The organism is Pseudobacillus sp. FSL P4-0506 (assembly GCF_038003025.1).
Classification (GTDB): Bacteria; Bacillota; Bacilli; order Bacillales; family Domibacillaceae; genus Pseudobacillus.
Window position 1 is genome coordinate 997,003 of the sequence record NZ_JBBOOI010000001.1, and the last position, 22,681, is coordinate 1,019,683.

A 22,681-nucleotide genomic window follows, 5' to 3' on the forward strand; every position below is an offset into this window, starting at 1 on the left:
CAGTATAAGTGAAAAAATTGATTGAGAAGAGACTTTCCAAGACAGCATGCTTTCATATCCGCAGTATTTAAATTTTTTCTTCATATAAAAAGAGTCGAGCAGAGAAGTGAGCCTGCTTATCTTGGTCGATATTTACAAAACCAGCTTTCGTTGTTATCTTACTGAGCATTCGGCTTTAAAGAAGTTTTCTCTCTTTTGCTGATTTTGTCAAAAAGCTAATTTGCTGTGAAACTTTTTTCCTGATCATTCGTAAGTAAATTATAAGCAATCGTAAAAAGGGGAGACATATATGACGAATGCAATGAAATGGGTAACGGGCGGCATGGAAGCCTTTCTGGGCATTCCTGTTATCGGTGGTTTTTTTATTATGGGACATGCCTGGGCGCCGCTCGGTTTCATGGCCATCCTGCATATCATCACTTTACTTATTGCCTTAAATGCCGGCAGAAGTTTAACAGGTAGCATTCTCGGTATTATTACTTCTGTTATTGGCTGGATTCCATTTGTAGGGATGATCATGCACTGGATTACCGCGCTTGTTCTTATCACAAATGCCTTCAGAGGAAAGTAACGAGTGTGGAATGGACAAGTAATAAAAAAAGAGACAAAGCGAGACAAAGTGGGACAACTGTCTCACTTTGTCTCTTTTTTTATTTGCGAAAGACTGTTTCTATGCGCTTTGAAGCTTGGCATAGCATTTGCAATAAGTAATAGGAGAAAGCAAATGATAGGAGGCTGTTAACCATGGAAGTGCTGCAGAACAAAGGAGTTACATTGACGCAAGATAAGGCCCGATGGATGTATCAGAAGATGCTAGAGATTCGCCAGTTCGAGGATAAAGTCCATGAATTGTTTGCGCAAGGAATTTTACCGGGTTTCGTTCATTTGTATGCCGGTGAGGAAGCAGTGGCGGTCGGTGTCTGCGCTCATCTAGATGATAAAGACACAATTACGAGCACTCATCGCGGGCATGGCCATTGTATTGCAAAGGGCTGCGACCTCGATGGCATGATGGCTGAAATATACGGAAAAGCAACAGGATTGTGCAAGGGAAAAGGCGGATCGATGCATATCGCTGATTTAAATAAAGGGATGCTCGGGGCAAACGGCATTGTTGGCGGAGGGTTCCCGCTTGCATGCGGTGCTGCTTTAACAGCGAAATATAAAAAGACAGACAGGGTCAGTGTCTGTTTCTTTGGGGACGGGGCGAATAACCATGGGACGTTCCACGAAGGAATCAATTTGGCGGCGATTTGGAAGCTTCCTGTTGTTTTTATTGCTGAAAATAACGGTTATGCGGAGGCAACGCCATTCGAATATGCATCGAGCTGCCAAACGATTGCAGACCGAGCAACTGCCTATGGCATTCCGGGGGTTCGTGTGGATGGAAAAGATGTCCTTGCCGTTTACCAGGCGGCTGAAGAAGCGATACAAAGAGCTCGCCGTGGAGAAGGGCCAACGCTAATTGAATGTATGACTTATCGTAATTATGGACATTTCGAGGGAGATGCCCAAACATACAAGGCAGAACAAGAGAAGAAAGAGCATAAGCAGGAGAAGGATGCCATTATTCAATTTAAAAAGCATTTATTAACCCGACAAATTTTAGGTGAAAACGAGTTAGCCTCCCTTGAAGAATCCGTTGAGAAAGCGATTCAACGAGCCGTGCAATTTAGTGAGGAAAGCCCATATCCGGAAGCATCCGAGTTACTGACAGATGTTTATGTATCCTATTAACTTTTTAAATAAGGAGAGATCAATATGGCGAGATCAATAAGCATGTCGGAAGCAATTAATGAGGCAATCACACTAGCAATGAGGAAAGATGAGAATGTCATTTTAATGGGGGAGGATGTTGCTGGAGGAGCAGAAGTGGATCATTTGCAGGATGAAGACGCATGGGGCGGTGTGCTCGGTGTTACAAAAGGGCTCGTCCAGGAGTTTGGAAGGGAACGGATTTTAGATACGCCGATCGCCGAAGCAGGCTATATGGGTGCGGCGATGGCAGCCGCTTCTACAGGGCTGCGGCCGATTGCTGAGCTGATGTTTAATGATTTTATCGGCAGCTGTCTCGACGAAGTATTAAATCAGGGGGCAAAATTCCGCTATATGTTTGGCGGAAAAGCGCAGGTTCCTGTGACAGTGCGTACGATGCATGGAGCAGGCTTTCGTGCAGCTGCTCAACACTCGCAAAGCCTGTATGCGCTATTCACGAGCGTTCCTGGGTTGAAAGTGGTTGTCCCTTCTACCCCTTATGATGCGAAGGGGTTGCTGCTTGCGGCCATTGAAGACAATGACCCCGTCATCTTCTTCGAGGACAAAACCCTTTATAACGTGACCGGAGAAGTGCCGGAAGAGTATTACACCCTTCCAATTGGAAAAGCAGATATCAAGCGGGCAGGTTCTGATTTGACCATTGTCGGTATTGGAAAGCAAGTGAATACCGCTTTGGAAGCTGCTGATCGTCTTGCCAGCCAGGGAATAGAAGTAGAAGTAGTAGACCCGCGCAGCTTATCGCCATTAGATGAAGAAACCATTCTTTCTTCTGTTGCAAAAACGAATCGCCTCGTTATTATTGATGAAGCGAACCCGCGCTGCAACGTAGCGACGGACATTGCAGCAATGGTTGCGGATAAAGGGTTTGATGCGCTGGATGCACCAATTAAACGCATAACTGCACCGCATACACCAGTCCCATTTTCTCCTCCTTTAGAAGATATATATCTTCCTACGCCTGAGAAAGTGATAAAGGTTGTTTCGGAACTTTTAGGAGAAGCTTCTCTCAGCGTATAAGCAAATAAAGAAGAAAGGAAGGGGTTACATGGCTGTAGAAGTGATCATGCCAAAATTAGGGATGGCGATGAAGGAAGGAACGGTTTCTATTTGGAACAAGCAAGTGGGAGATGTGGTAGAAAAGGGCGAACTGATTGCCAGCATTAACTCGGAGAAGATTGAAATGGAGCTCGAAGCGCCAGCAGCTGGAAGCATGTTGGAGATTACCGTGCAGGAGGGACAGGGAGTCCCTCCTGGAACGGTCATTGGCTACATTGGCCAGCCAAACGAGAAAGTGCCGGAAGCAAAGGTTTCTGCTGAAGAAGAGAAAGCCGAAAAAGAGATTGCCGCCACAGTTGCTGAGTCAGAGAAGACTGCTTCACTTTCTAAAGTAAATACAAAAAACCGGGTAAAAATTTCACCTGTTGCCCGCAAGATGGCAGAGAAAGCCGGTATTGACTACAAGCTGTTGGAAGGATCAGGACCGGGCGGGAGAATTATAAAAGAAGATATAGAAAAAGCAATCTCCTATGTGGGAGTTCCCCAAGCAATCGAGCAAAAAGAGAGTAAAGTCGCTAACGAAGCACATAAAACACCAGTGATGGGCATGCGCAAAGTGATTGCTAAACGCATGCACGACAGCTTAAAAGACAGTGCACAATTAACAATGACAACAAAAGTGGATGTAACTGATGCTGTAAAACTGCGTACACAACTGGCAGAGACCGTTCAATCCCATTTTGACACAAAGCTCTCAATGAATGACCTTGTGGCTCGGGCCGTTGTACTCGCGCTGCAAAAGCATCCGCAAATGAACAGTGCTTACATAGATGATCACATTCATGTATTTGAATCGATTCATCTCGGTATAGCTGTTGCATTGGAAAAAGGACTTGTAGTGCCAGTTGTTCAAGAGGCGCAAAACGATTCGCTAATCCAGTTGGCTAAAAAAATCAAACAAGCCGCTCAGCGTGCGCGTCAAGGGGGGCTGAGTCAGGATGAAATGATAGGTTCTACTTTTACAATTAGCAACCTCGGGACTTATGGAGTCGAATACTTTACGCCGATTTTAAATCCGCCTGAAGCCGGTATTCTTGGTGTCGGGGCCGTGGAGGATGCGGCCGTTTTTAGAGGGGAAAAAGTGGAGCGCAGAAGCTTGCTGCCTCTTAGCCTGACATTTGATCACCGGGTATTGGACGGAGCACCTGCTGCTGCTTTTTTACAAACGATTAAACAGCTGCTGGAAGATCCGTTTATAATGCTGCTTTAGAAGGAAGGTAGATTATATGACAACCATTGCAATTATCGGTGGCGGGCCTGCAGGGTATGTGGCGGCAATTACTGCCGCCCGGCAAGGCCGGCAAGTCACCCTCATTGATGAGGGTCCTTTAGGCGGCGTATGTTTAAATGAAGGATGTATGCCAACAAAGGCACTATTAGAAAGTGCGGATATGTTTGAAAAAGTGAAGCAGGCAGAGGAGTTTGGCATTCGTTCGTTATCCGCTCATGCAGAAGTGGACTGGGCATATGTGCAGCTGCGAAAAGAAAAAATGATCCGGACGTTAGTGGCGGGCGTAAAGCATTTAGTAACGAAAAATAAAATTACGGTCATGAATGGGCAAGCTCGCTTTAGAGACGCATATAGCTTATTAGTGGCAACGACAGAGGGAGAAAAGACTGTTTCGGCGGACAAGTTTATTATTGCAGCTGGTTCAGAGCCTGTTTCTTTGCCTTTTGCGCCATTTGACGGTGAGTGGATCATTCACAGCAGACAAGCGATATCGCTTCCTGTTATTCCGTCCACGTTGGTGATTATTGGTGGAGGAGTGATCGGCTGTGAGTTTGCCAGTATTTATAGCCGAATGGGAGCCAAAGTAACAGTTGTTGAGATGACTGATCAACTGTTGCCGGGTGAAGATGCAGATATTGCTGCAATTTTGCAGGCAAAGCTGCAGGCAGATGGGGTGACTGTCTATACCTCCAGTGCTGTCAAAGAGGTAAATGCCAGTACAAGAGAAGTGATAATAGAGACGAATCAAGGGGTTGAAAAGCTGGCCGCGGAACGAGTATTGGTGGCCGTCGGAAGAAAACCGCGGGTAGAAAATTTAGGGTTAGACAAAGGCGGAATCTTCCATTCTAAACATGGTATTGAAGTGAACAGCCGGATGGAAACAAATATACCTCATATTTACGCTTGCGGAGATATTATTGGAGGAATTCAGCTTGCCCATGTAGCTTTTCACGAAGGGACAGTAGCGGCAGTGAATGCTTGCGGAGAGTCTATAGACGCGAACTATCGAGCTGTCCCCCGCTGTATTTATACCTCTCCCGAAATAGCGAGCGTCGGGTTAACCGAAAAGCAGGCGCGTGTGGAGTATGGCGATATAAAAATAGGCGAGTTTCCATTTATGGCGAACGGAAAGTCAGTGATTCTTAATCAAGCAGCCGGAAAAGTCAAAGTGCTTATCGAGCCTGAATACAATGAAATTGTTGGTCTGTCGATTGTTGGACCACATGCCACAGAGCTGATTGGACAAGGGGCCGTTATGCTTCATGGAGAGATGACAGCAGATAGCTTAGACTGGGTTATAGCTGCACATCCCAGCTTATCAGAAGCAATTTATGAAGCGATATCCTGTACGGTCGGTCAGGCCATACACATTTGAAGAGAGCGTTGTAACTTCATGCGAAAGTGTTTCGCATGAAGTTTTTTGTCTTTTTTTAGTAGAAAATGATAATTGCCTAAATTTTCTATCTATTTTATAATGGGGAAAGTAATTATTAGCTTCTTTTCTCCTGCCGCTGTTCATCAGTCTATTCATCTAATCTCACAAAAGAAACTGTCCTCAAGCATACATATGAATAAGCTTTTCAGGTGTACTAAATGAATGATTTAAGGGGGATATTTGAATGCAATCCGTCTGTTATTTGAGTACATGGAAACGCTTTGTTAATGAAGGAGTACTGGATCCCTCCCGTATTAGTAAACGAATTATTGAATCCTGGCATCGCTGCAAAAGCCAGCAGGTGAATCCTTACTTAAAAAAAGGCGAGCATTTTTTGACGAGTGATTTATTTAAACAGCAAAAAGAAAAAAACTCCTTGCTTCTCCAAGCTGTTTTGCCAACTTTGAAAAGAATTGATAAGATGATGATCGAATTAGAAGCAATCGTACTATTGATTGATCCTTCAGGGTATGTGTTATCAATCACTGGAAATAAGAAGGTTCTGCATGAAGCCAGGAGGATTAATTTTGTTGAAGGGGTACGTTGGACGGAAGAGGAAGTCGGAACAAATGCGATTGGCACGGCTCTACAAACAAGTGAAGCGATTATGGTCAGCGGTTCAGAGCATTATTCCATTGCTTCTCATAACTGGAGTTGTGCAGCGGCTCCAATTCATTCATGTGAAGGCGAATTGCTTGGTGTAATTGATGTATCCTGTCCAGTGGATCGAGCCCATCCATTTATGCTTGGCATGGTTGCTTCGCTTGCCCAGGAAGCGGAGAAGGAGTTAAATGTCCAAGCCCACAAAAAAGAAATCGAATTAATTAATCGATGTACGCATTTACTGGAGAGCAGCCAGTCGGTAGTCGTTTGTAATGAAAGAGAGAAGGTAGTTGCCGTCAGTGAGGATTTACGACAGCACATTCCTAACTATAAAGGAATGGATAGAAAAGAGCTGCTCAAGTACGGCGTGAAAGTAGAAATGGAGTCTTCTATTCTAGCAAGCGATCAGACAACATGTATCGGTACTTGTCTGCATATAAAGAAAGTGGACGAGCTTTCTTCGAGCTGGACATTAACCTCTAAGCCTTTTTATTTTGAAGGCACTATTGGCACGAGTTCTTCCTTCCAACGAACACTGGATGATGTTAAGAGAGTGGCCCCAACAGAAGCCAGTGTCTATATTTCGGGAGAAACAGGTACAGGAAAAGAAATCATCGCTCGAGCGATTCATTTTAATAGCAAGAGAAAAAATGGGCCTTTTATTGCTTTAAATTGCGGCGCGCTTCCAGCTGAATTAATAGAAAGTGAATTGTTTGGTTATGTAGAAGGTGCTTTCACCGGAGCAAAGCGGCAAGGCCATAAAGGGAAATTTGAGCAGGCAAATAACGGTACAATTTTTTTGGATGAGATCGGCGAAATTTCACCGGCTATGCAGGTGAAGCTATTACGCGTTCTCCAAGAAAGAAGAATAACACCGGTGGGAGGGACGAAAGAAATCGAATTGGATGTTCGTATCATCACAGCTACCCATTGGAATCTCAGTCAACTTGTAGAAGAAGGGAAATTCCGAAAGGATTTATATTATCGTCTTCATGTGTACCCGATTTATGTTCCTCCATTACGGGAAAGAAAGGAAGACATTCCGTATTTAGTCCACTATTATTGTAAGCAAAATGACTGGAATATTCAGATGCCAGAAGAATATATAGAAAGGCTAAAACAATACGACTGGCCCGGAAATATTCGGGAGCTGTTCAATGTATTGGAGCGTTTACGCATTTCATTCCCTTATCTTGGAGCGGAAAATTACCACGTATTAGATAAATTTTTTGTGACAGATGTTCATTGTTTTCCTATCCAAAAAGAGACACACAAGCTAAACGCACGGGAAAACATCCAAAAAGATTTAATGATTGAGGCACTGCAGAAAACGCAAGGGAATGTCTCTCAAGCAGCAAAACTGTTGAATATGCCGAGAAGTACATTTTACAGGCGCATGCAAAAATATCACCTTTAACAAGTTGGCAGGAAAACCTCCTGCTCTTTTTTGTGGACAAGTAGCAGCCGAGAGAAATGATAGTAGTGAAGAGAGGAAGATAAATAGACTTATAGCCAGGATAAAGGAAATTCCCCATTCGTCCGCTAAAATAAATAAAGAAAAAGTGTTGAAAGAAGGTTGAATATGAATATTGTTATTGCACCGGATTCGTTTAAAGGGTCGCTTTCAGCCGCAGCTGTTGGGAAAGCGATGGCAGCTGGAGTGGAAAAGGCTATTCCACACGCGGAGATAAAGGTTGTGCCAATGGCAGATGGCGGTGAAGGAACGATAGCTGTATTACCCGGCACCCTGCGAAAACTAATGGTCTGCGATCCGCTCATGCGATCCGCGGAAGCTTCTTATCTCACTATGAAATATGAGGGAGAACCCACTGCTTTAATTGAATGCGCGGAAAGCAGCGGTTTAACGCTTCTAGCAGAAACAGAGCGATCTCCGATGACTGTCAATACGTATGGATTGGGTGAACAGATTAAGGCAGCGCTCGATGAGGGATACCGCCAGATTATTATCTCGCTCGGCGGCAGTGCCACAAATGATGGTGGTCTTGGAATGCTTCAGGCACTCGGCTGGAAGTTATACGATCACCACAACAATGAAATAAGGAAAGCTGGCAATCCATTGCTGTCCATTCATTCGTTTTGCGATAAACAGATTCATCCAGCAATACGGGAGACGCGATTTTTGGCAGCAAGCGATGTGATGAATCCGTTTTATGGACGAGAGGGAGCCGCTTTTGTATTTGCCCTGCAAAAGAGAGCAAACGAGCAGGAGGTTGAGCGATTGGATCAAGCCTTACAAAGGGCCGCCTGTTTGTTTCAGCAAGCTTATGGGACCGATGTACAGAAGGTAAAAGGAAGCGGAGCAGCCGGTGGGATTGGTGGGGCTGTAGCTGCCGCGCTTGGCGGTGAAATTATATCAGGCGTTGAAATGGTTATCCAGTTGGTTGGGCTGGAGTCAGACATTAAGAAGGCTGATTTAGTCGTTACAGGGGAAGGAAGTCTTGATGGACAGAGTTTGCTTGGGAAGGTCCCTGTTGGTGTAGCAAAGCTTGCAAAACTGCACAATAAACCTGTTATCGCTCTTGCCGGCAGACTTGGAAAAGATGTAGCATCACTTCATCCATACTTTGACGGCATCTTTTCAATTCAGTCAGACTGCTTGACTGTTGAACAGGCTATGAATCCTGGGGTAGCTGCTTACCAAGCGAGCCAAACAGCCGAACAGCTTCTTCGTTTGTATTCTTCAAAGCGAGCAAGAAACGCATCCTGTGACAGCTCTTCGTAGGCAGTGCACCGCCTGGGCACTGCGATTTTCAAGTTTGCAAGAATAGCCGTTTGCCTCCGTCTGATTCCGGCGGCATTTCTATATTAAAAAGCATAATCTTCAGTTTTGAATGTTTATTTTACAAATAGGCTCCTACTTTTAATTTGAAGTAATACAGAGTTCTTGCAAAACTGCAATCATTATTGCAGCTTTGCAAGAACAGAAAAGGGGTTTTAAATATAACTGTCGAATACTGTTGCAGGTAGAGGGAAAAGCGAAGAGCTGAAACAGCAAGAGAAAGAGACGCTCTTTTCTGAATTTTTCATTTAATTTCAGGATAATTTCTATTTGGCACGATAATTGCTTATATAAAAGCAGATGTAAACGTATTCGACTTTTTGAATCGTTTGTTTGCCAGGTAGAAAGTTCTTTTCCCGTTGATTCAATGGAAAGGGGTTCAGTGACTATGAGATGGAGATGGCAGGAGATTTTATTGCCTTTGCCACCTGGCCTATCAAGCGAAGCTACAGTACAGGGTGCCATCAGCTTGCTTGCGCGGGAAGAGAGCCATACGGCATTTGTCTACGAAAAAGAAGAACTAGTCGGCTATCTTACCCTCGGCGATTTAATGAAACAAATAAAGGGGGCTGAATCACTAAACCAGCCGATTGAATACGAAAAGGATTTGCTTCTTGTCCGTGAGACAGGATGGGTAGAGTTTTGTCACAACTGCCATATTGTCGCCGGGGTCGATGAGCAAAGACAGGCAGTCGGCTATATTACTATTGAGGAAGCTAAAAACCAGCTTGCCCAGCTGCAGCTAGAAATTTTAAATCATAGCCTGAACAGCGCAGAAATTGGAATTATTACAACGAATCAGCAGTTTGAAGTGAATTTTATGAATGAAACGGCCGGTCAGATTTTAGGATTGTCCCGCTCGATCCTTGCGGGAAGAAATTATAAAAAAATTATCGCTGCTGATGTGGAAATGGAAAATGTTTTGGCAGGTGAGAAGAAATTTGGTGTTGACAGTTCTTTTAACTTTAAGAAAATGACCGGCCACTTTTCCCCTGTATATCATGAAGGACAAATAGAGGGAATTGTCCATGTGTTTTATTTGCAGGAACATTTGGAAAAAGCAGTGAGCGGATTGGAGTTTGTTCGTGAGCTGACGGAAGAGCTTCAGACGATTTACGCGGCATCCAACGAACAAATCATGGCCATACGGCCGTCTGGGGAAATCTCCAACATAGCGGGTGCTTTCCTTGAGAATTTTTGGCGGCCTTATTCAAAAGATGATTTGATTGGAAAAAATATATACGAGTTAGAAGTAGAAGGGCTGTTTGAGCCTAATATTGTAGATCACTGCCTGAAAGAGAAGCAAAGAATTAGCATGACACAAACTAGCCGAAGGAATGTAAAGATTTTATCGACTGCTGCTCCAGTTTTGAAGAAGGGAAAGTTAGAAAAAATTATCGTTCTTTCCCGTGATGTGAGTACGGAGGAAATTTCAGAAAAACAGAACATGGAAAGTGAAAACCAGCTTACACCCGATTTAACGAAAAAGCTAGTGTACCGTTCTCAAGAAATGGCCGAGCTGGTGAAAAAGATAAAGGAAATAGCAGAAACGGAGTCAACGGTTTTGATTACCGGGGAATCGGGCGCTGGAAAAGAGGTGGTTGCTAGCCATATTCATTTTTATAGCCGGCGTGCAGAAGCACCTTTTGTCACTATTAATTGTGGCGCCATTCCTGAGAATCTGCTAGAAAGTGAATTGTTTGGTCATGAAAAAGGCGCATTTACAAGCGCTGTAGATAAAAAGAAAGGACTATTTGAAGCGGCTGACGGCGGGACTATTTTTCTTGATGAAGTTTCTGAGATTCCGCTTCATATGCAGGTAAAGCTTCTACGGGTCTTGCAAGAACGCGAAGTTGTTCGTGTTGGCGGCCTTACACCGATCAAAGTAGATGTTCGTGTACTGGCGGCAACGAATAGAAACTTAAGAAAAATGGTTGCCGCTCAAAAGTTTCGTGAGGATTTATTTTACCGTTTGCACGTTGTGCCATTACAAATTCCACCGCTTAGAAAACGAAAGGAAGATATTGCACCGCTTTCCCTTTCTTTTCTTGAAAGATTAAATGAAACATATAAAAAAGAGAAAAAATTATCAAGAGAAGGTTTGCAGCTGCTGGAAAGTTATCAATGGCCAGGAAATATTCGAGAATTGCAAAATGTGATGGAAAGGCTTGTAGTCATCGGAAGGCAAGAAGTCATCTCCGGGGACGACGTGTTTCGAGCTGTCTGGGACAGTGAATCGGAAGAGCAGGGGCATTTAACGATTCGTGGAATTATGCCGCTGAAAGAAGCAGTTCAGGAAGTGGAAGACCAGTTAATACGACTTGCTCTTGGAAAATACAAAACAGCGGCCAGAGCGTCAGATGCATTGGGAGTCAGCGCATCGACAGTCAGCCGGAGAATGAAAAAAGCATCGAAATGAAGGAGACAACAACGTGTTAATTTTTCCGGAAACGAAATTTGATTTTTGCGGTGATGAATATATTTACGCAGAAATTTCAACAGAAATGAGAATTGAGAGCAATTTCAAAGCCATTTCCATCACAAATGAATTAAGACAACGCAATATTCCTGGCATGATTGAAGTGTATCCGAGTAATGCCTCTTATTTGATCCGCTATGATCCGAATGTCATTTCTCCTTATCATTTGCTTGATTATTTACAAGAAATTGATCAGCAGAAGAGTGATCGTTCGGAGTTGCATTTTAGCAGCCGGATCATTGAAATCCCTGTTTGGTACAACGACAAAGTGACAAAGAAGACGATAGAGAAATATCAGCATTTGCAGCCAGAAGCAGAGGGAGATGACTTTGCATATGTCATGAGAACGAATGGATTTACGGATGTAGAGGCCTTTATCACTGCCCATTCATCTCCGCCGTATTTCATTACATCACTAGGGTTTAAGCCTGGAACCGCGTGGGGATTTCCGCTCGGCGTGCCGCAAAATCGCATTATTCAAGCACCGAAATATTCTAGTCCGCGTCCGTATACACCGAGCGAGGCCCTAGGCATAGGCGGTGCGTTCACCGTTGTTTACCCATCGGAATCTACTGGAAGCTACCAGCTAATCGGTGTATCAGCAGTCCCTGTGTATGATACAGGACAAAGCCTGCCCATCTTCCGAGATTCATTCTTTCTCGCCAAACCGGGAGACTTATGGAAATATCGACCGGTAACAGAAGCCGAGTATTATAACATTCGTGAAGAGGTGGAAAAGCGCACATATGAGTATAAGGTAAAACCTATTCAATTTTCTGCCGAGCAATATGATGAAAACGGCATCCATTACATTTCTCAACTGATGGAGGGATTTTAACTGTGCTTCATATCCTGGAACCAGGCTTAAAGACAACGATTCAAGACACCGGCCGTTTTGGGCATTACCATATGGGAGTGCCTCCGTCAGGAGCGGCAGATAAACATTCTTTTTTATTGGGAAATGCCCTTCTTGGCAATCCTCCTGATTACGCTGGCTTGGAAATAATGCTGGAAGGTCCAGTCATTGAGTTTCGGAAAAAGACAGTCATCGTGCTCACCGGAGCACCGGCAGAAGCGAAGCTAAACGGAGAAAAGCTGCCACTCTGGCAGCCGGTAGCTGTATCCTCCGGAGATGTGCTAGCGGTAGGGAAAATTTATGAAGGGATTTTTACATATCTGACTGTTTCCGGCGGGCTTGCTACTCCTGAAATGCTTGGCAGCCGTTCTGCTTGTTTCGCCAGTGGATTTCCCGGTGTGCTCGGTCGAAAGCTTTTGAAAGGCGACCAGCTCCCGCTCAATGAGCCGCTCCCGGGAGTTCATCGTCAGGTCGGAAGAAGTATATCAAATGAAATGAAGCCAGTCTTTAGCCGGCAGCTTGATATTCATCTCGTATTAGGCATTGCCAGTGAAAGAATCAGTGATGAAGGGCTAACGGGTCTGCTCAATAATGAGTGGAAAATTCATCCGCAATCTAACCGGGTAGCCTACCGCCTGCACGGAGAGCGTGTTCGTTATATCCAAGAAGCAGCTCCGTTCGGATCGGGAAACAGTCCGGGAAACATTGTGGATATTCCTTATCCGATCGGCGGAGTCATTGTGCCAAATGAAGAGGAATTGATCATTCTGTTGAATGACGGCACAGGCGGAGGCGGCTTTGTGACAACAGGAACCGTGATTAGCTCGGATATTAGCGTACTTTCTCAAGCGAGGCCACAAGCGGTTGTCCGTTTTCATGCTGTGACAGTGGAACAGGCGTTTCAATTACGCCGCCAAAAAGAACAGCTCATTGAAAAAGTAAAAATAAATGTCCAGCAAGCGTGACGAGTCGCTTGCTGCCAAAGATTAATTCTGAATATTTCGTCTATTATAGGCTGTTCAATTTAGGAGGTGGTGTCGAAAAGCACTAAAAGGGATCAGCAATCAATTAATAAATAAATTTATCTTTTTAATAAATAATGGAGGCGATCAAGTGAGTAAATATCATGTAGCTGTTGATGTTGGGGGAACATTTACGGACGTATTCGTATTCGATGAAAAAACAGGGAAAATCTATGTAACAAAAACGTCTTCCACTCCGTCTAATCCGGAAAAAGGAATGATGGACGGAATCGCTAAAGCGAAGCTGACAGGCGATCAAATTGCGATGTTCTCTCATGGAACAACGGTTGGAACAAACGCCTTAATCGAAAGAAAGCTGCCAAAAGCTGCGCTCGTTACGACGAAAGGCTTTCGTGATGTGACGGAAATTCGCCGCGGTACAAAGCTTGATCTGTGGGATGCTTATAACGATGTTGCCGAGCCTTATATTAAGCGCCGTGACCGATTTGAGGTAACAGAGCGGGTAGATTATTCCGGAAACATTATGACAGAAGTGAATGAAGATGAAGTGCGCGAGCTTGCACGAATATTGAAAAAGCGTCAGGTAGAATCCATTGCGATCTGTTTCATGAATGCTTATGTAAATGGCGACAATGAAAAGCGCGTGAAAGAAATTTTGCAAGCAGAAATGCCAAATGTGTACATTTGTACGTCGTCTGAAACGCTTCCGGAAATCTTTGAGCATGAGCGGATGAGCACAACGATCGTAAACGCTGTTCTTGGTCCAACCATTAGCAAGTACATTAAAGTACTGGAAGAAGAAATGAAAGGGATTGGCTATAAAGGAGACATTCTCGTTCTTCATTCCGGAGGCGGTGTTATGACGTCAGAAACAGTTCCCCGCTATGCAGCCCGTCTGGCAAGCTCAGGGATTGCAGCTGGAGCGATTGCAAGTAAGCATATTGCTAATATGTGCGGCTTTAAAAATGCCATCGGTTTGGATATGGGCGGAACAAGTACGGATATTTCCTTAATGTACGAGAACGATTTGCGTGTAACGAAAGACTGGTACATTGAGTACGGCTATCCGATCGGCTTCCCGAGCATCGAGATTTTAACCATTGGGGCTGGTGGCGGCAGCTTGTCATGGATCGATGAAGGCGGTTCTTTACGGAATGGTCCGCAAAGTGCTGGTGCTGTACCAGGGCCTGCGTGCTATCAACGCGGTGGAACAGAGCCGACAAACTCAGATGCAAACGTTGTGCTCGGGCGATTAGGCACAAAGCTTCTTGACGGCCAGATGACACTGGATAAAGAGGCAGCTGTTAAAGCGATCGAAAAGACTGTAGCTTCTAAGCTGAATTACAACGTATACGAAGCAGCGGATGCGATTATTAAGGTGGCCAACGCAAATATGTGTGACGCCCTCCGTTTGATCTCTGTCCGCCGCGGCTATGACCCGCGTGACTTTGCACTTGTTGCCTTTGGTGGGGCTGGTGCCTTGCATGGTGCAGAACTGGCGAAGGAAATGGAGATCCCACATGTCATCGTACCGGCTCACCCGGGAGTGGCAGCAGCGATGGGATGTTTGCTTGTGGATGTGCGCCATGACGTGACAAAAACATATTTAGCGAACGTAGCGGAGATTCAGAAAGAGGATTTAGAAAAAGAATTTATTGAAATGGAAAAAGAAGCGATCAGCTTGCTAGAAGAAGAGGGCATTGCGCCGGAAAATATGAATTTAATTCGTTATGTAGATATGCGTTATGTCGGTCAATGGAGAACGCTGTCTGTCACTGTGGATCGTCCGCTGCAGTCGCTTGAAAATGCAGTTGAGCGTTTCCATCAAGAGCACGAACGTGAATTCGCCTTCAGAGATGAGGCAACAGGCATCGAAATTTACGGCTTGCGTGTAGAGGCAATCGGAACAGTCAATAAACCAGAATTCAATAAAGAAGAGCCGTCCGGAACATTAGAAGACGCACGGAAAGAAACCCGTGAAGTATATTTTGAAGAAGCTGGAGGGTTTACAGAAACAGTTGTTTACGACCGTGTGAAAATTCCTGTTCTATCTGAATTCTCTGGTCCAGCAATTATTGACCAGCTTGATTCCACGGTTGTTGTGCCTCCATATTGCACGGTAAAAGTAGATGAATATCGCAACATTATTATGTCGTTTGTAAAAAAAGAAGAAGGCCAAAAAGAAAAAGACGCGACAGTACCAACATTAGCCAACTAAAAGGGGTGGGAATATGAGCAAAGTATTTGAGAGCCAGTTAGATCCTGTTACATTTGAGGTTTTGAAAAATGGTTTTGTCAATTTAGTTGACCAAATGTCCGAGCAAGTCTTAAGGACTTGTTATTCCTTCGTTATTTACAACCGCGATTTTAGTGCGGCTTTGTGCGACGCGGAAGGGAATACTGTTATGCAGGGAACACAGGACATTTCTGTTCACGTTGGCACGCTTCACCTAACAGCAAAAGCGGTCATTGAAGACTTCGGCGACGATATTCACCCGGGAGACGTCTTTATTGTTAATGATCCGTATCGTGGCGGCACACATTTTAACGATACACGTGTGATTCGTCCAGTGTTTTATGAAGATAAGCTGATCGCTTTCATGCAGTTGAACGGCCATTGGGCAGACATGGGCGGTTCTGTGCCAGGATCTTTCGATATTACATCAAAAGACCATTATGGAGAAGGGATGAGAATTCCACCGCTGCGTATTTGGAGAAAAGGCGAATACTTACACGACGTGGCAAACGTACTTGTTTCCAACATGCGTCTTCCGGAAGAGCGTCTTGGTGATTTACGCTCCCAAGCAGAGGCTACAAAGACGGGTGAAACACAGTTGCTTGCTCTTGTGGAGAAATACGGATTAGACACAATTTTAACTGCTTTTGCGGAGGTGCAGGATTATGTAGAACGCCTTGCGCGGGCAAAAGTAGCTGCTCTTCCTGATGGTGAGTGGGAAACAACAGATTATATTGATATGGATCCAGAAGTAGGCGATGGTCTTATTCCAATTAAAGTGAAAATGACCATTAAAGGTGACGAAATTTTTTATGATTTAGCCGGTTCCCATGATTATATCGGCTGTTTCTTAAACTCCGCCTTCGGGTCTTCGATGTCTGCCGCTTATGCCGGCACAAAAACATTCTTCCCGGATATCCCGTTAAACTCCGGTTTTTACCGAGTAGTGCATGTGGACTTGCCGGAAAATTCAGTAGTGAATGCAGCTTGGCCAGTGGCGGTTACTGGCTTCTGTTCGGGCGCATACGAAAAAATTATGAATGCCTGCTTTGAGCTGTGGTCTCATGTGATGCCGGAACGCGCACTCGCCTGCTCCTTCAACCTGGAATATTTATTGATCGGCGGCTGGGATAAGCGTCAAGGCTATGACAACTACTTTATGTGGTATGACTGGATGGCAGGCGGACACGGCGGCCGTGACAAGCGTGACGGAGCGAACGCCCTGTCCCCGGTCTTTGGTGTCGGCCTCAGCATCCAGCCTTGTGAAGGACAAGAGCGCCTGTCTCCAGTCATTACAACGAAGCATGAAATCGTCACAGACTCCGCAGGTCCAGGTCAATTCCGCGGCGGCTGTGGGGTAGAAAAAGGCGGGATCTTAACAGATGCGAATGATACAGTCATGTCTTACTGTTGTGACCGCTCCCGCTCCGTTACATGGGGAATCTTTGGCGGACTTCCGTCTACCCCACACGGTGCTTGGTTAAATAAAGACAAAGAAGACGGCCAATTCTTAGGTGCCATTTTCTCGAATGTTAAGCTAAAAAAAGGTGACACATTTACAAGGCCATCTGCTGGCGGTGGCGGACTTGGTGATCCGCTTGAGCGTGACCCGAAAGCTGTGCTGGAAGATGTGATCGATGAATATGTTTCTATTGAACGCGCAAAGAAAGATTACGGTGTTGTTATTCATGAGATTGATAGGGAAATTGATCTGTTTGAAATTGATGAGGAAGCTACAAAGGCAGAAAGACAATTTATCCGTGAATCACGTGCAGGCTGGCTGAAAGAAGATGTAGACAGTGTCCTTTCTAAATATCGCAACGGAGAAATTGATCAATTAGATTTAATTCGCAGATATGGTGTCATTGTTGATTTGGCAACTGAAACGGTTCTTAAAAAGACAACGGAACAAAATCGGGAAATGCTCGAACAGCGTTCGCTTGCGTACTGGGCATAACCAAGCAGCAGCGGGGGAAAATCCCCCGCTGCTTTTATTCGTTAAAACAATTGCTTTCTGAAAATTTAGCATTGCGTGTGAAATTAAAGGTGCGTTATAGTGAGGGCAGAGGTTTTTGTTTGTTATTGGGGGATCTATCTTATGAGACCGATTATGTTAGGTGTACTTTCTGCTTTCTTTTTTGCTTTTACATTTGTGCTAAATCGGCTGATGGATGCAGAAGGAGGCAGCTGGATGTGGAGCGCTTCTTTGCGGTATTTATTTATGGTGCCGTTGCTTGCCGTAATCGTTGGCAGTCGCAAGGGGATTAGACCGCTATTTGCAGAAATGAGAAAGAACCCCTCTGCCTGGCTATTATGGAGCACAATTGGGTTCGGTTTATTTTATGCTCCGCTTTGTTTTGCGGCGGCTTATGGACCGGGATGGCTAATTGCGGGTACATGGCAAGTAACAATCATTTCCGGCTCCCTATTGGTGCCGCTTTTTTACATAACAATCCAAACGCCAAGCGGACCAAAAGAGGTAAGAGGGAAGATTCCATTCAGAGGACTTGCGATGTCATTTATTATACTGGCCGGGGTTGCTCTTATGCAGGCTGAGCACGCACGGCAATTGTCTTTGGAGGCTGTTTTGCTATGCATGTTGCCAATTATTGTAGCATCATTTGCTTATCCGCTTGGGAATCGTAAAATGATGGATGTTTGCTCTAACCGCCTCGATGCTTACCAACGCGTACTTGGTATGACACTGGCGAGCTTGCCATTTTGGCTCATCCTCTCAGGAGTAGCTATGTACGTGGATGGATGGCCTAGTAAAAGTCAAGTTGGGCAATCAGGATTGGTCGCTCTTTTTTCAGGCGTTTTTGCTACCGTCTTATTTTTTGCCGCGACTGACCTTGTAAGAGGCAATATGAGCAAGCTGGGAGCCGTAGAGGCCACTCAATCGTTAGAAGTTTTATTTGCCGTTGTTGGAGAGATGGCTTTGCTATCGGCCCCTTTACCGGCCCCTATTTCTATTGCCGGCATGATATTAATTGTCATCGGCATGGTGCTGCACAGCTATGTTTCCCATGCCAAACAAATAACGCCTGGCACTTAAGTGTCAGGCGCTTTGTTTGTTATAATAAGGAGAAAGTACGATGAGAGAGAAATTCGGCAGAATGTTGAATTTAAATCGGAGGGTGCAAGAATGCGAAAATATCTATTTTTAACCGGCTTGCTAGTGTTGCTTTTCAGTTTAGCCGGCTGCAACAAATTGGCTTCACCGGAGGAGCGGCTGAATGAGTATACAAAGTTGTGGAATGATCAAAATTTTGCAGAAATGTACAAAAGCTATGTAGCTCCTTCTACGAAAGAAAAGGTTAAGAAGGAAGACTATGTTGACCGTTATCAAACTATCTATAAGAGCTTGGGAATAAAAAGTATAAAAGTAACGCCGCTTGCGAAAGAAGAAAAAGATTGGAAGGGGGAAAAAGCCGTTCTTCCGATCAACGTCCAAATGGATACAAGTGCCGGCCCTGTCTCTTTTAAAAAGAAAGCTACGTTGAAGAAGGAAGAAACGGATAAGGAAGAAGCCTGGTTTATCGATTGGAATCCTTCTTATATCTTCCCGCAAATGGAGGAGGGCGATAAGATTCGAATCGAGACAAGGAAAGGAAGCCGCGGACAGATTTTTGACCGCAACGGCAATTCATTGGCTGTTAACGGACAAGGCTATTCAGCAGGAGTGAAGGCAGGAGAAATAGATAATGATACAGCAGCTAAAAGCAAATTAGCCGAGTTGCTTGGCATTAAGACGGAGTTTATTGACAAACAGTTGAAGCAAAGTTGGGTGCAGCCTGGTCATTTTGTCCCTTTGAAAAATATATCTGCCTATGACAATAAGAAGCTTCAGCAGCTGCGGACAATACCAGGATTTGCTGTAGAAGAAATAACGATGCGCCAATATCCTTATAAAGAAGCCTTAGGGCACTTAACTGGTTATATTGGCGATATTAACAGTGAAGAATTAAAGAAGCTAAAATCAAAAGGGTATAGTGAACAAGACAAGGTAGGCAAACGTGGGCTGGAGCAGTTGCTGGAAGAGGAGCTCCATGCTCAAGATGGCAAAAGAATTTATATTGAAAAGGAAAAAGGTGAACCAGTAACAGTTGCAGAAAAGCCTCCGAAAAACGGAAAAGATATTAAAGTAGCGATCAATGCAGAGATGCAAAAGACGATTTATGAACAATTAAAAGGGAAGCCTGGAACAGCAGCGGCTATTGATCCAAAAAATGGTGAAGTATTAGCGCTCGTCAGCTCCCCAGCATTTGATCCGAATGAATTTGTTCTTGGGGTGTCAGGCAGCCGTTACGAGGAGCTTGAAAATGATCCGGCCAAACCGCTTTTAAATCGGTTCGCCGCTACGTATGCACCTGGTTCAACCATTAAGCCGATTACAGCAGCAATCGGGCTGAAGGCTGGTACGCTTGATCCAGCGGAAGAACGACCGATTAAAGGCCTTCATTGGCAAAAGGATGCATCATGGGGCAGTTACTCCGTAACAAGGGTAAAAGACCCAGGAGAGCCAATCAATCTTCAGAGAGCGTTTGTATACTCTGATAATATTTATTTTGCACAAACCGCTCTTGAAGCGGGGAAGGAAAAAATGGCTAACGGGCTTCGTTCCTTTGGCTTCGCTGAAAAACTCCCGTTTGCCTATCCGATAAGGGCGTCACAAATTTCCAACAGTGGATCATTAGATAAAGAGATCTTGCTTGGTGATACAGGATATGGGCAAGGAGAAGTGCTGACAAGTATGCTGCACCTTGCTTCTACCTATGGTGCGATCGTAAATGATGGTGTGATGATGAAGCCGCAGCTTTATGTCGGAGAAAAAGCAGACGTATGGAAGAAAGACCTTCTTTCTAAAGAGTCAGCTGCGTTGTTAAAGCAAGATCTACGGCTCGTTATCCAAAAAGGAACGGCGAAAGAAGCAGACATGCCAGGCTTTGCACTCGCTGGTAAGACGGGTACAGCTGAAATAAAATTGGAACAGGGAACAACCGGCAAAGAAAATGGCCTTTTTGTTGCATACGATCAGAAAAATCCAGCCTTTATTATGGCTTTGATGGTAGAAGGGGCTGAAGAGGAAGGGGGAAGTAAAGCAGCTATCGGCGTAAGCAAGCAAGTTTTCCTTAAGTGGAAAGAAATAAGCTCTTAAATAGTGAGTCGCCAGAAAAAGCGGATTTTCCCGTTTTTTCGGCGGCTTTTTTTACATTCTAGAAGGTAATCCTTTCCTCTTGTAGAAGTAATTTGTATAGATCTTGTTGTCGAAATTAAAAAATATGAAAGATAACCGATATTAAAAAAGAAAACGGATTTTTCCGGTGATAAGGGGTTTGAGATGAGAAAAAGTTTATTTACACTATCAACAGCTGCTTTTCTTTCCACCGGGGCGGGAGCGGCTACCGTCGTTCATGCGGCTGAACAGCATGTCGTCAAACCCGGTGAAACATTGTACAGCATTGCCAAGCAATATGAAATGGATGTCGATATGCTCAAGGAGTTAAACGGCTTAAAAACGAGTGACTTGCAAGAAAACCAGATCTTGCAGGTATCTAAGAGCGCTGTCACTATTTCTACAAGAACCCATATTGTCAAAGAGGGGGAGACGATCCATTCTATTGCTAAGCTCTATGGAATGAATGAAGCAGAGATACAGCAAATGAATGAGCTCCAAGACCAGAATATTGTGATCGGTCAAGAGTTGAAAGTGACCGGAGAGGCTGCCGCTAGTCAGCCGCCTGCTGTTCAGCGCCCGCTGCCTTCGGCGGAATCTCATACAAAAGCAGCAAAGCCTGCAGTTGAGGCCGGCGCCAAGCAGGTGGTCGCTACAGGAACCTACATAGTTCAAAATGGCGATACATTAGGAGCGATCGCAAAAGCCTATCAGATGGATTCTGCCCAGCTGCGAGAGTTGAATGATCTCAAAAACAACACAGTTTATGCCGGCCAAACACTAAAAGTAAGCGGCCAGCCGCTTTCAAAGAGTCAACCGTCCACGATGACTACTAAAATAGCTTCCTCAGGCACTTACACGATAAAAAGCGGTGATTCACTCAGTGCCATCGCCAAAGCGCATCATATGACAGTCGCCGAGCTGCAAAAGTTGAATGGGCTGACGTCTCATATGATTTATGCCGGTCAAAAACTGAAGGTAAGCGGCAAGCCAGCTGTTGTCACGCCAGCAGCACCCAAACCAACTGCGCCTGTAACGACGCCTGCTGCTAAGGGAACCTATACAGTAAAAAGCGGCGACTCCTTAAGCTTAATTGCTAAAAATCATAAAATGAGCATAGCGCAACTAAAGCAGTTGAATAACTTAACGTCCGATATAATATTCGTCGGTCAAAAGTTAAAAGTAAGTGGCCAATCAAAGCCGCCTGCTACTGTGCCACCAGCTTCAAAACCAACCACTCCTGTAACGAATCCGCCGTCAGCAGGCACTTATACAGTAAAAAGTGGGGACTCATTGAGCTTGATTGCTAAAAAATATAAGATGAGTGTAGCGCAATTAAAACAGCTGAATAACTTAACGTCTGACGTCATATTCGTTGGTCAGAAATTAAAAGTAAGCGGCAAGCCGGCGACTACTACACCGAAGCCATCAACACCAAAGCCGACTCCAACTTTACCTGTAACAAACCCTTCTACCACGGGCACTTATACAGTAAAAAGTGGGGACTCCTTAAGCTTAATTGCAAAAAAATATAAAATGAGTGTAGCTAAGTTGAAACAGCTGAATAAACTAACGTCTGACGTCATATTCGTTGGTCAAAAACTGAAGGTAGCAGGCGGGGCAACAGAAGAGGATAAGCCATCTTCTAACAAGCCCGATTCTTCCGGTACGTCTTTTTCCATCACGGCCTTAATTGCGGAATCTAAAAAGCATCTCGGTACCCCATATGTCTGGGGAGGCGCTCAGCCCTCGGGCTTTGACTGCAGCGGTTTTATTTATTATGTTTTTAACAAAGCCGGGAAGAATATCCCTAGAACAAGTACAGATGGCTATTACAGTCGTTCTTATTTGGTGAGCAAGCCGCAAGTAGGAGATCTTGTTTTCTTTGCGAATACGTATAAAAAAGGAATCTCGCATATGGGGATATATATAGGAGGCAATCAATTTATTCAGGCAAGCTCCTCCCAGGGGATTACCATTACAAGTTTAGATAACTCATACTTTAAACAGCGGTTTGACAGCTTTAAGCGGTTCTATTAATAAAGGAGAT

Annotated in this window: 15 protein-coding genes; all 15 read left to right on the forward strand. The window is 44.6% G+C overall.

Annotation, left to right across the window (positions count from 1 at the left end):
- Positions 1–289 precede the first annotated feature (289 nt).
- Positions 290–571 (forward strand): hypothetical protein, encoded by a 282-nt coding sequence (locus tag MKZ02_RS04815; RefSeq protein ID WP_120035013.1) that lies wholly within the window; start codon positions 290–292, stop codon positions 569–571.
- A 173-nt stretch (positions 572–744) separates the two neighbouring features.
- Positions 745–1,737 (forward strand): thiamine pyrophosphate-dependent dehydrogenase E1 component subunit alpha, encoded by a 993-nt coding sequence (locus tag MKZ02_RS04820; RefSeq protein WP_340852169.1) that lies wholly within the window; start codon positions 745–747, stop codon positions 1,735–1,737.
- 24 nt (positions 1,738–1,761) lie between these two features.
- Positions 1,762–2,793, forward strand: a complete 1,032-nt coding sequence (locus tag MKZ02_RS04825; protein ID WP_120035009.1) for an alpha-ketoacid dehydrogenase subunit beta — start codon at positions 1,762–1,764, stop codon at positions 2,791–2,793.
- A gap of 28 nt (positions 2,794–2,821) precedes the next feature.
- Positions 2,822–4,042: a dihydrolipoamide acetyltransferase family protein gene (locus tag MKZ02_RS04830; protein WP_340852172.1), complete on the forward strand. Its 1,221-nt coding sequence runs from the start codon at positions 2,822–2,824 to the stop codon at positions 4,040–4,042.
- A 16-nt stretch (positions 4,043–4,058) separates the two neighbouring features.
- Positions 4,059–5,438 carry a dihydrolipoyl dehydrogenase gene (gene lpdA / locus MKZ02_RS04835; RefSeq protein ID WP_120035007.1) on the forward strand — a complete coding sequence of 460 codons (1,380 nt, stop codon included), beginning with the start codon at positions 4,059–4,061 and terminating at the stop codon, positions 5,436–5,438.
- Positions 5,439–5,682: 244 nt separating this feature from the next.
- Entirely contained in the window at positions 5,683–7,518 is a 1,836-nt protein-coding gene (locus tag MKZ02_RS04840) for a sigma-54-dependent Fis family transcriptional regulator (RefSeq protein WP_340852175.1), read from the forward strand.
- A gap of 165 nt (positions 7,519–7,683) precedes the next feature.
- On the forward strand, positions 7,684–8,844 hold the full coding sequence (locus MKZ02_RS04845; protein ID WP_340852176.1) for a glycerate kinase family protein: 1,161 nt from the start codon (positions 7,684–7,686) through the stop codon (positions 8,842–8,844).
- A 445-nt stretch (positions 8,845–9,289) separates the two neighbouring features.
- On the forward strand, positions 9,290–11,320 hold the full coding sequence (locus tag MKZ02_RS04850) for a sigma 54-interacting transcriptional regulator (protein ID WP_340852177.1): 2,031 nt from the start codon (positions 9,290–9,292) through the stop codon (positions 11,318–11,320).
- Positions 11,321–11,333: 13 nt separating this feature from the next.
- Positions 11,334–12,218, forward strand: a complete 885-nt coding sequence (locus MKZ02_RS04855) for a 5-oxoprolinase subunit B family protein (protein WP_120034999.1) — start codon at positions 11,334–11,336, stop codon at positions 12,216–12,218.
- Positions 12,219–12,220: 2 nt separating this feature from the next.
- A complete protein-coding gene (locus MKZ02_RS04860; protein WP_120034990.1) occupies positions 12,221–13,201 on the forward strand; it encodes a 5-oxoprolinase subunit C family protein in 981 nt (326 codons plus the stop codon).
- A gap of 148 nt (positions 13,202–13,349) precedes the next feature.
- Positions 13,350–15,437, forward strand: a complete 2,088-nt coding sequence (locus MKZ02_RS04865; protein ID WP_340852181.1) for a hydantoinase/oxoprolinase family protein — start codon at positions 13,350–13,352, stop codon at positions 15,435–15,437.
- A 13-nt stretch (positions 15,438–15,450) separates the two neighbouring features.
- On the forward strand, positions 15,451–17,412 hold the full coding sequence (locus tag MKZ02_RS04870; protein WP_120034986.1) for a hydantoinase B/oxoprolinase family protein: 1,962 nt from the start codon (positions 15,451–15,453) through the stop codon (positions 17,410–17,412).
- 141 nt (positions 17,413–17,553) lie between these two features.
- Positions 17,554–18,510 carry a DMT family transporter gene (locus MKZ02_RS04875; RefSeq protein ID WP_340852184.1) on the forward strand — a complete coding sequence of 319 codons (957 nt, stop codon included), beginning with the start codon at positions 17,554–17,556 and terminating at the stop codon, positions 18,508–18,510.
- 90 nt (positions 18,511–18,600) lie between these two features.
- Complete coding sequence (locus MKZ02_RS04880) at positions 18,601–20,613, forward strand: penicillin-binding transpeptidase domain-containing protein (protein ID WP_340852185.1); 2,013 nt, start codon at positions 18,601–18,603, stop codon at positions 20,611–20,613.
- A 183-nt stretch (positions 20,614–20,796) separates the two neighbouring features.
- On the forward strand, positions 20,797–22,671 hold the full coding sequence (locus MKZ02_RS04885) for a C40 family peptidase (RefSeq protein ID WP_340852186.1): 1,875 nt from the start codon (positions 20,797–20,799) through the stop codon (positions 22,669–22,671).
- The last annotated feature ends 10 nt before the right edge of the window (positions 22,672–22,681 follow it).

What these genes read in the sequence shown, in the direction of transcription:
- MKZ02_RS04845 (WP_340852176.1), top strand. Translation starts at nt 7,684, where the DNA reads ATGAATATTGTTATTGCACCGGATTCGTTTAAAGGGTCGCTTTCAGCC.
- MKZ02_RS04875 (WP_340852184.1), top strand. Translation starts at nt 17,554, where the DNA reads ATGAGACCGATTATGTTAGGTGTACTTTCTGCTTTCTTTTTTGCTTTT.
- MKZ02_RS04830 (WP_340852172.1), top strand. Translation starts at nt 2,822, where the DNA reads ATGGCTGTAGAAGTGATCATGCCAAAATTAGGGATGGCGATGAAGGAA.
- MKZ02_RS04820 (WP_340852169.1), top strand. Translation starts at nt 745, where the DNA reads ATGGAAGTGCTGCAGAACAAAGGAGTTACATTGACGCAAGATAAGGCC.
- MKZ02_RS04885 (WP_340852186.1), top strand. Translation starts at nt 20,797, where the DNA reads ATGAGAAAAAGTTTATTTACACTATCAACAGCTGCTTTTCTTTCCACC.
- MKZ02_RS04870 (WP_120034986.1), top strand. Translation starts at nt 15,451, where the DNA reads ATGAGCAAAGTATTTGAGAGCCAGTTAGATCCTGTTACATTTGAGGTT.
- MKZ02_RS04880 (WP_340852185.1), top strand. Translation starts at nt 18,601, where the DNA reads ATGCGAAAATATCTATTTTTAACCGGCTTGCTAGTGTTGCTTTTCAGT.
- MKZ02_RS04840 (WP_340852175.1), top strand. Translation starts at nt 5,683, where the DNA reads ATGCAATCCGTCTGTTATTTGAGTACATGGAAACGCTTTGTTAATGAA.
- lpdA (WP_120035007.1), top strand. Translation starts at nt 4,059, where the DNA reads ATGACAACCATTGCAATTATCGGTGGCGGGCCTGCAGGGTATGTGGCG.
- MKZ02_RS04850 (WP_340852177.1), top strand. Translation starts at nt 9,290, where the DNA reads ATGAGATGGAGATGGCAGGAGATTTTATTGCCTTTGCCACCTGGCCTA.
- MKZ02_RS04825 (WP_120035009.1), top strand. Translation starts at nt 1,762, where the DNA reads ATGGCGAGATCAATAAGCATGTCGGAAGCAATTAATGAGGCAATCACA.
- MKZ02_RS04815 (WP_120035013.1), top strand. Translation starts at nt 290, where the DNA reads ATGACGAATGCAATGAAATGGGTAACGGGCGGCATGGAAGCCTTTCTG.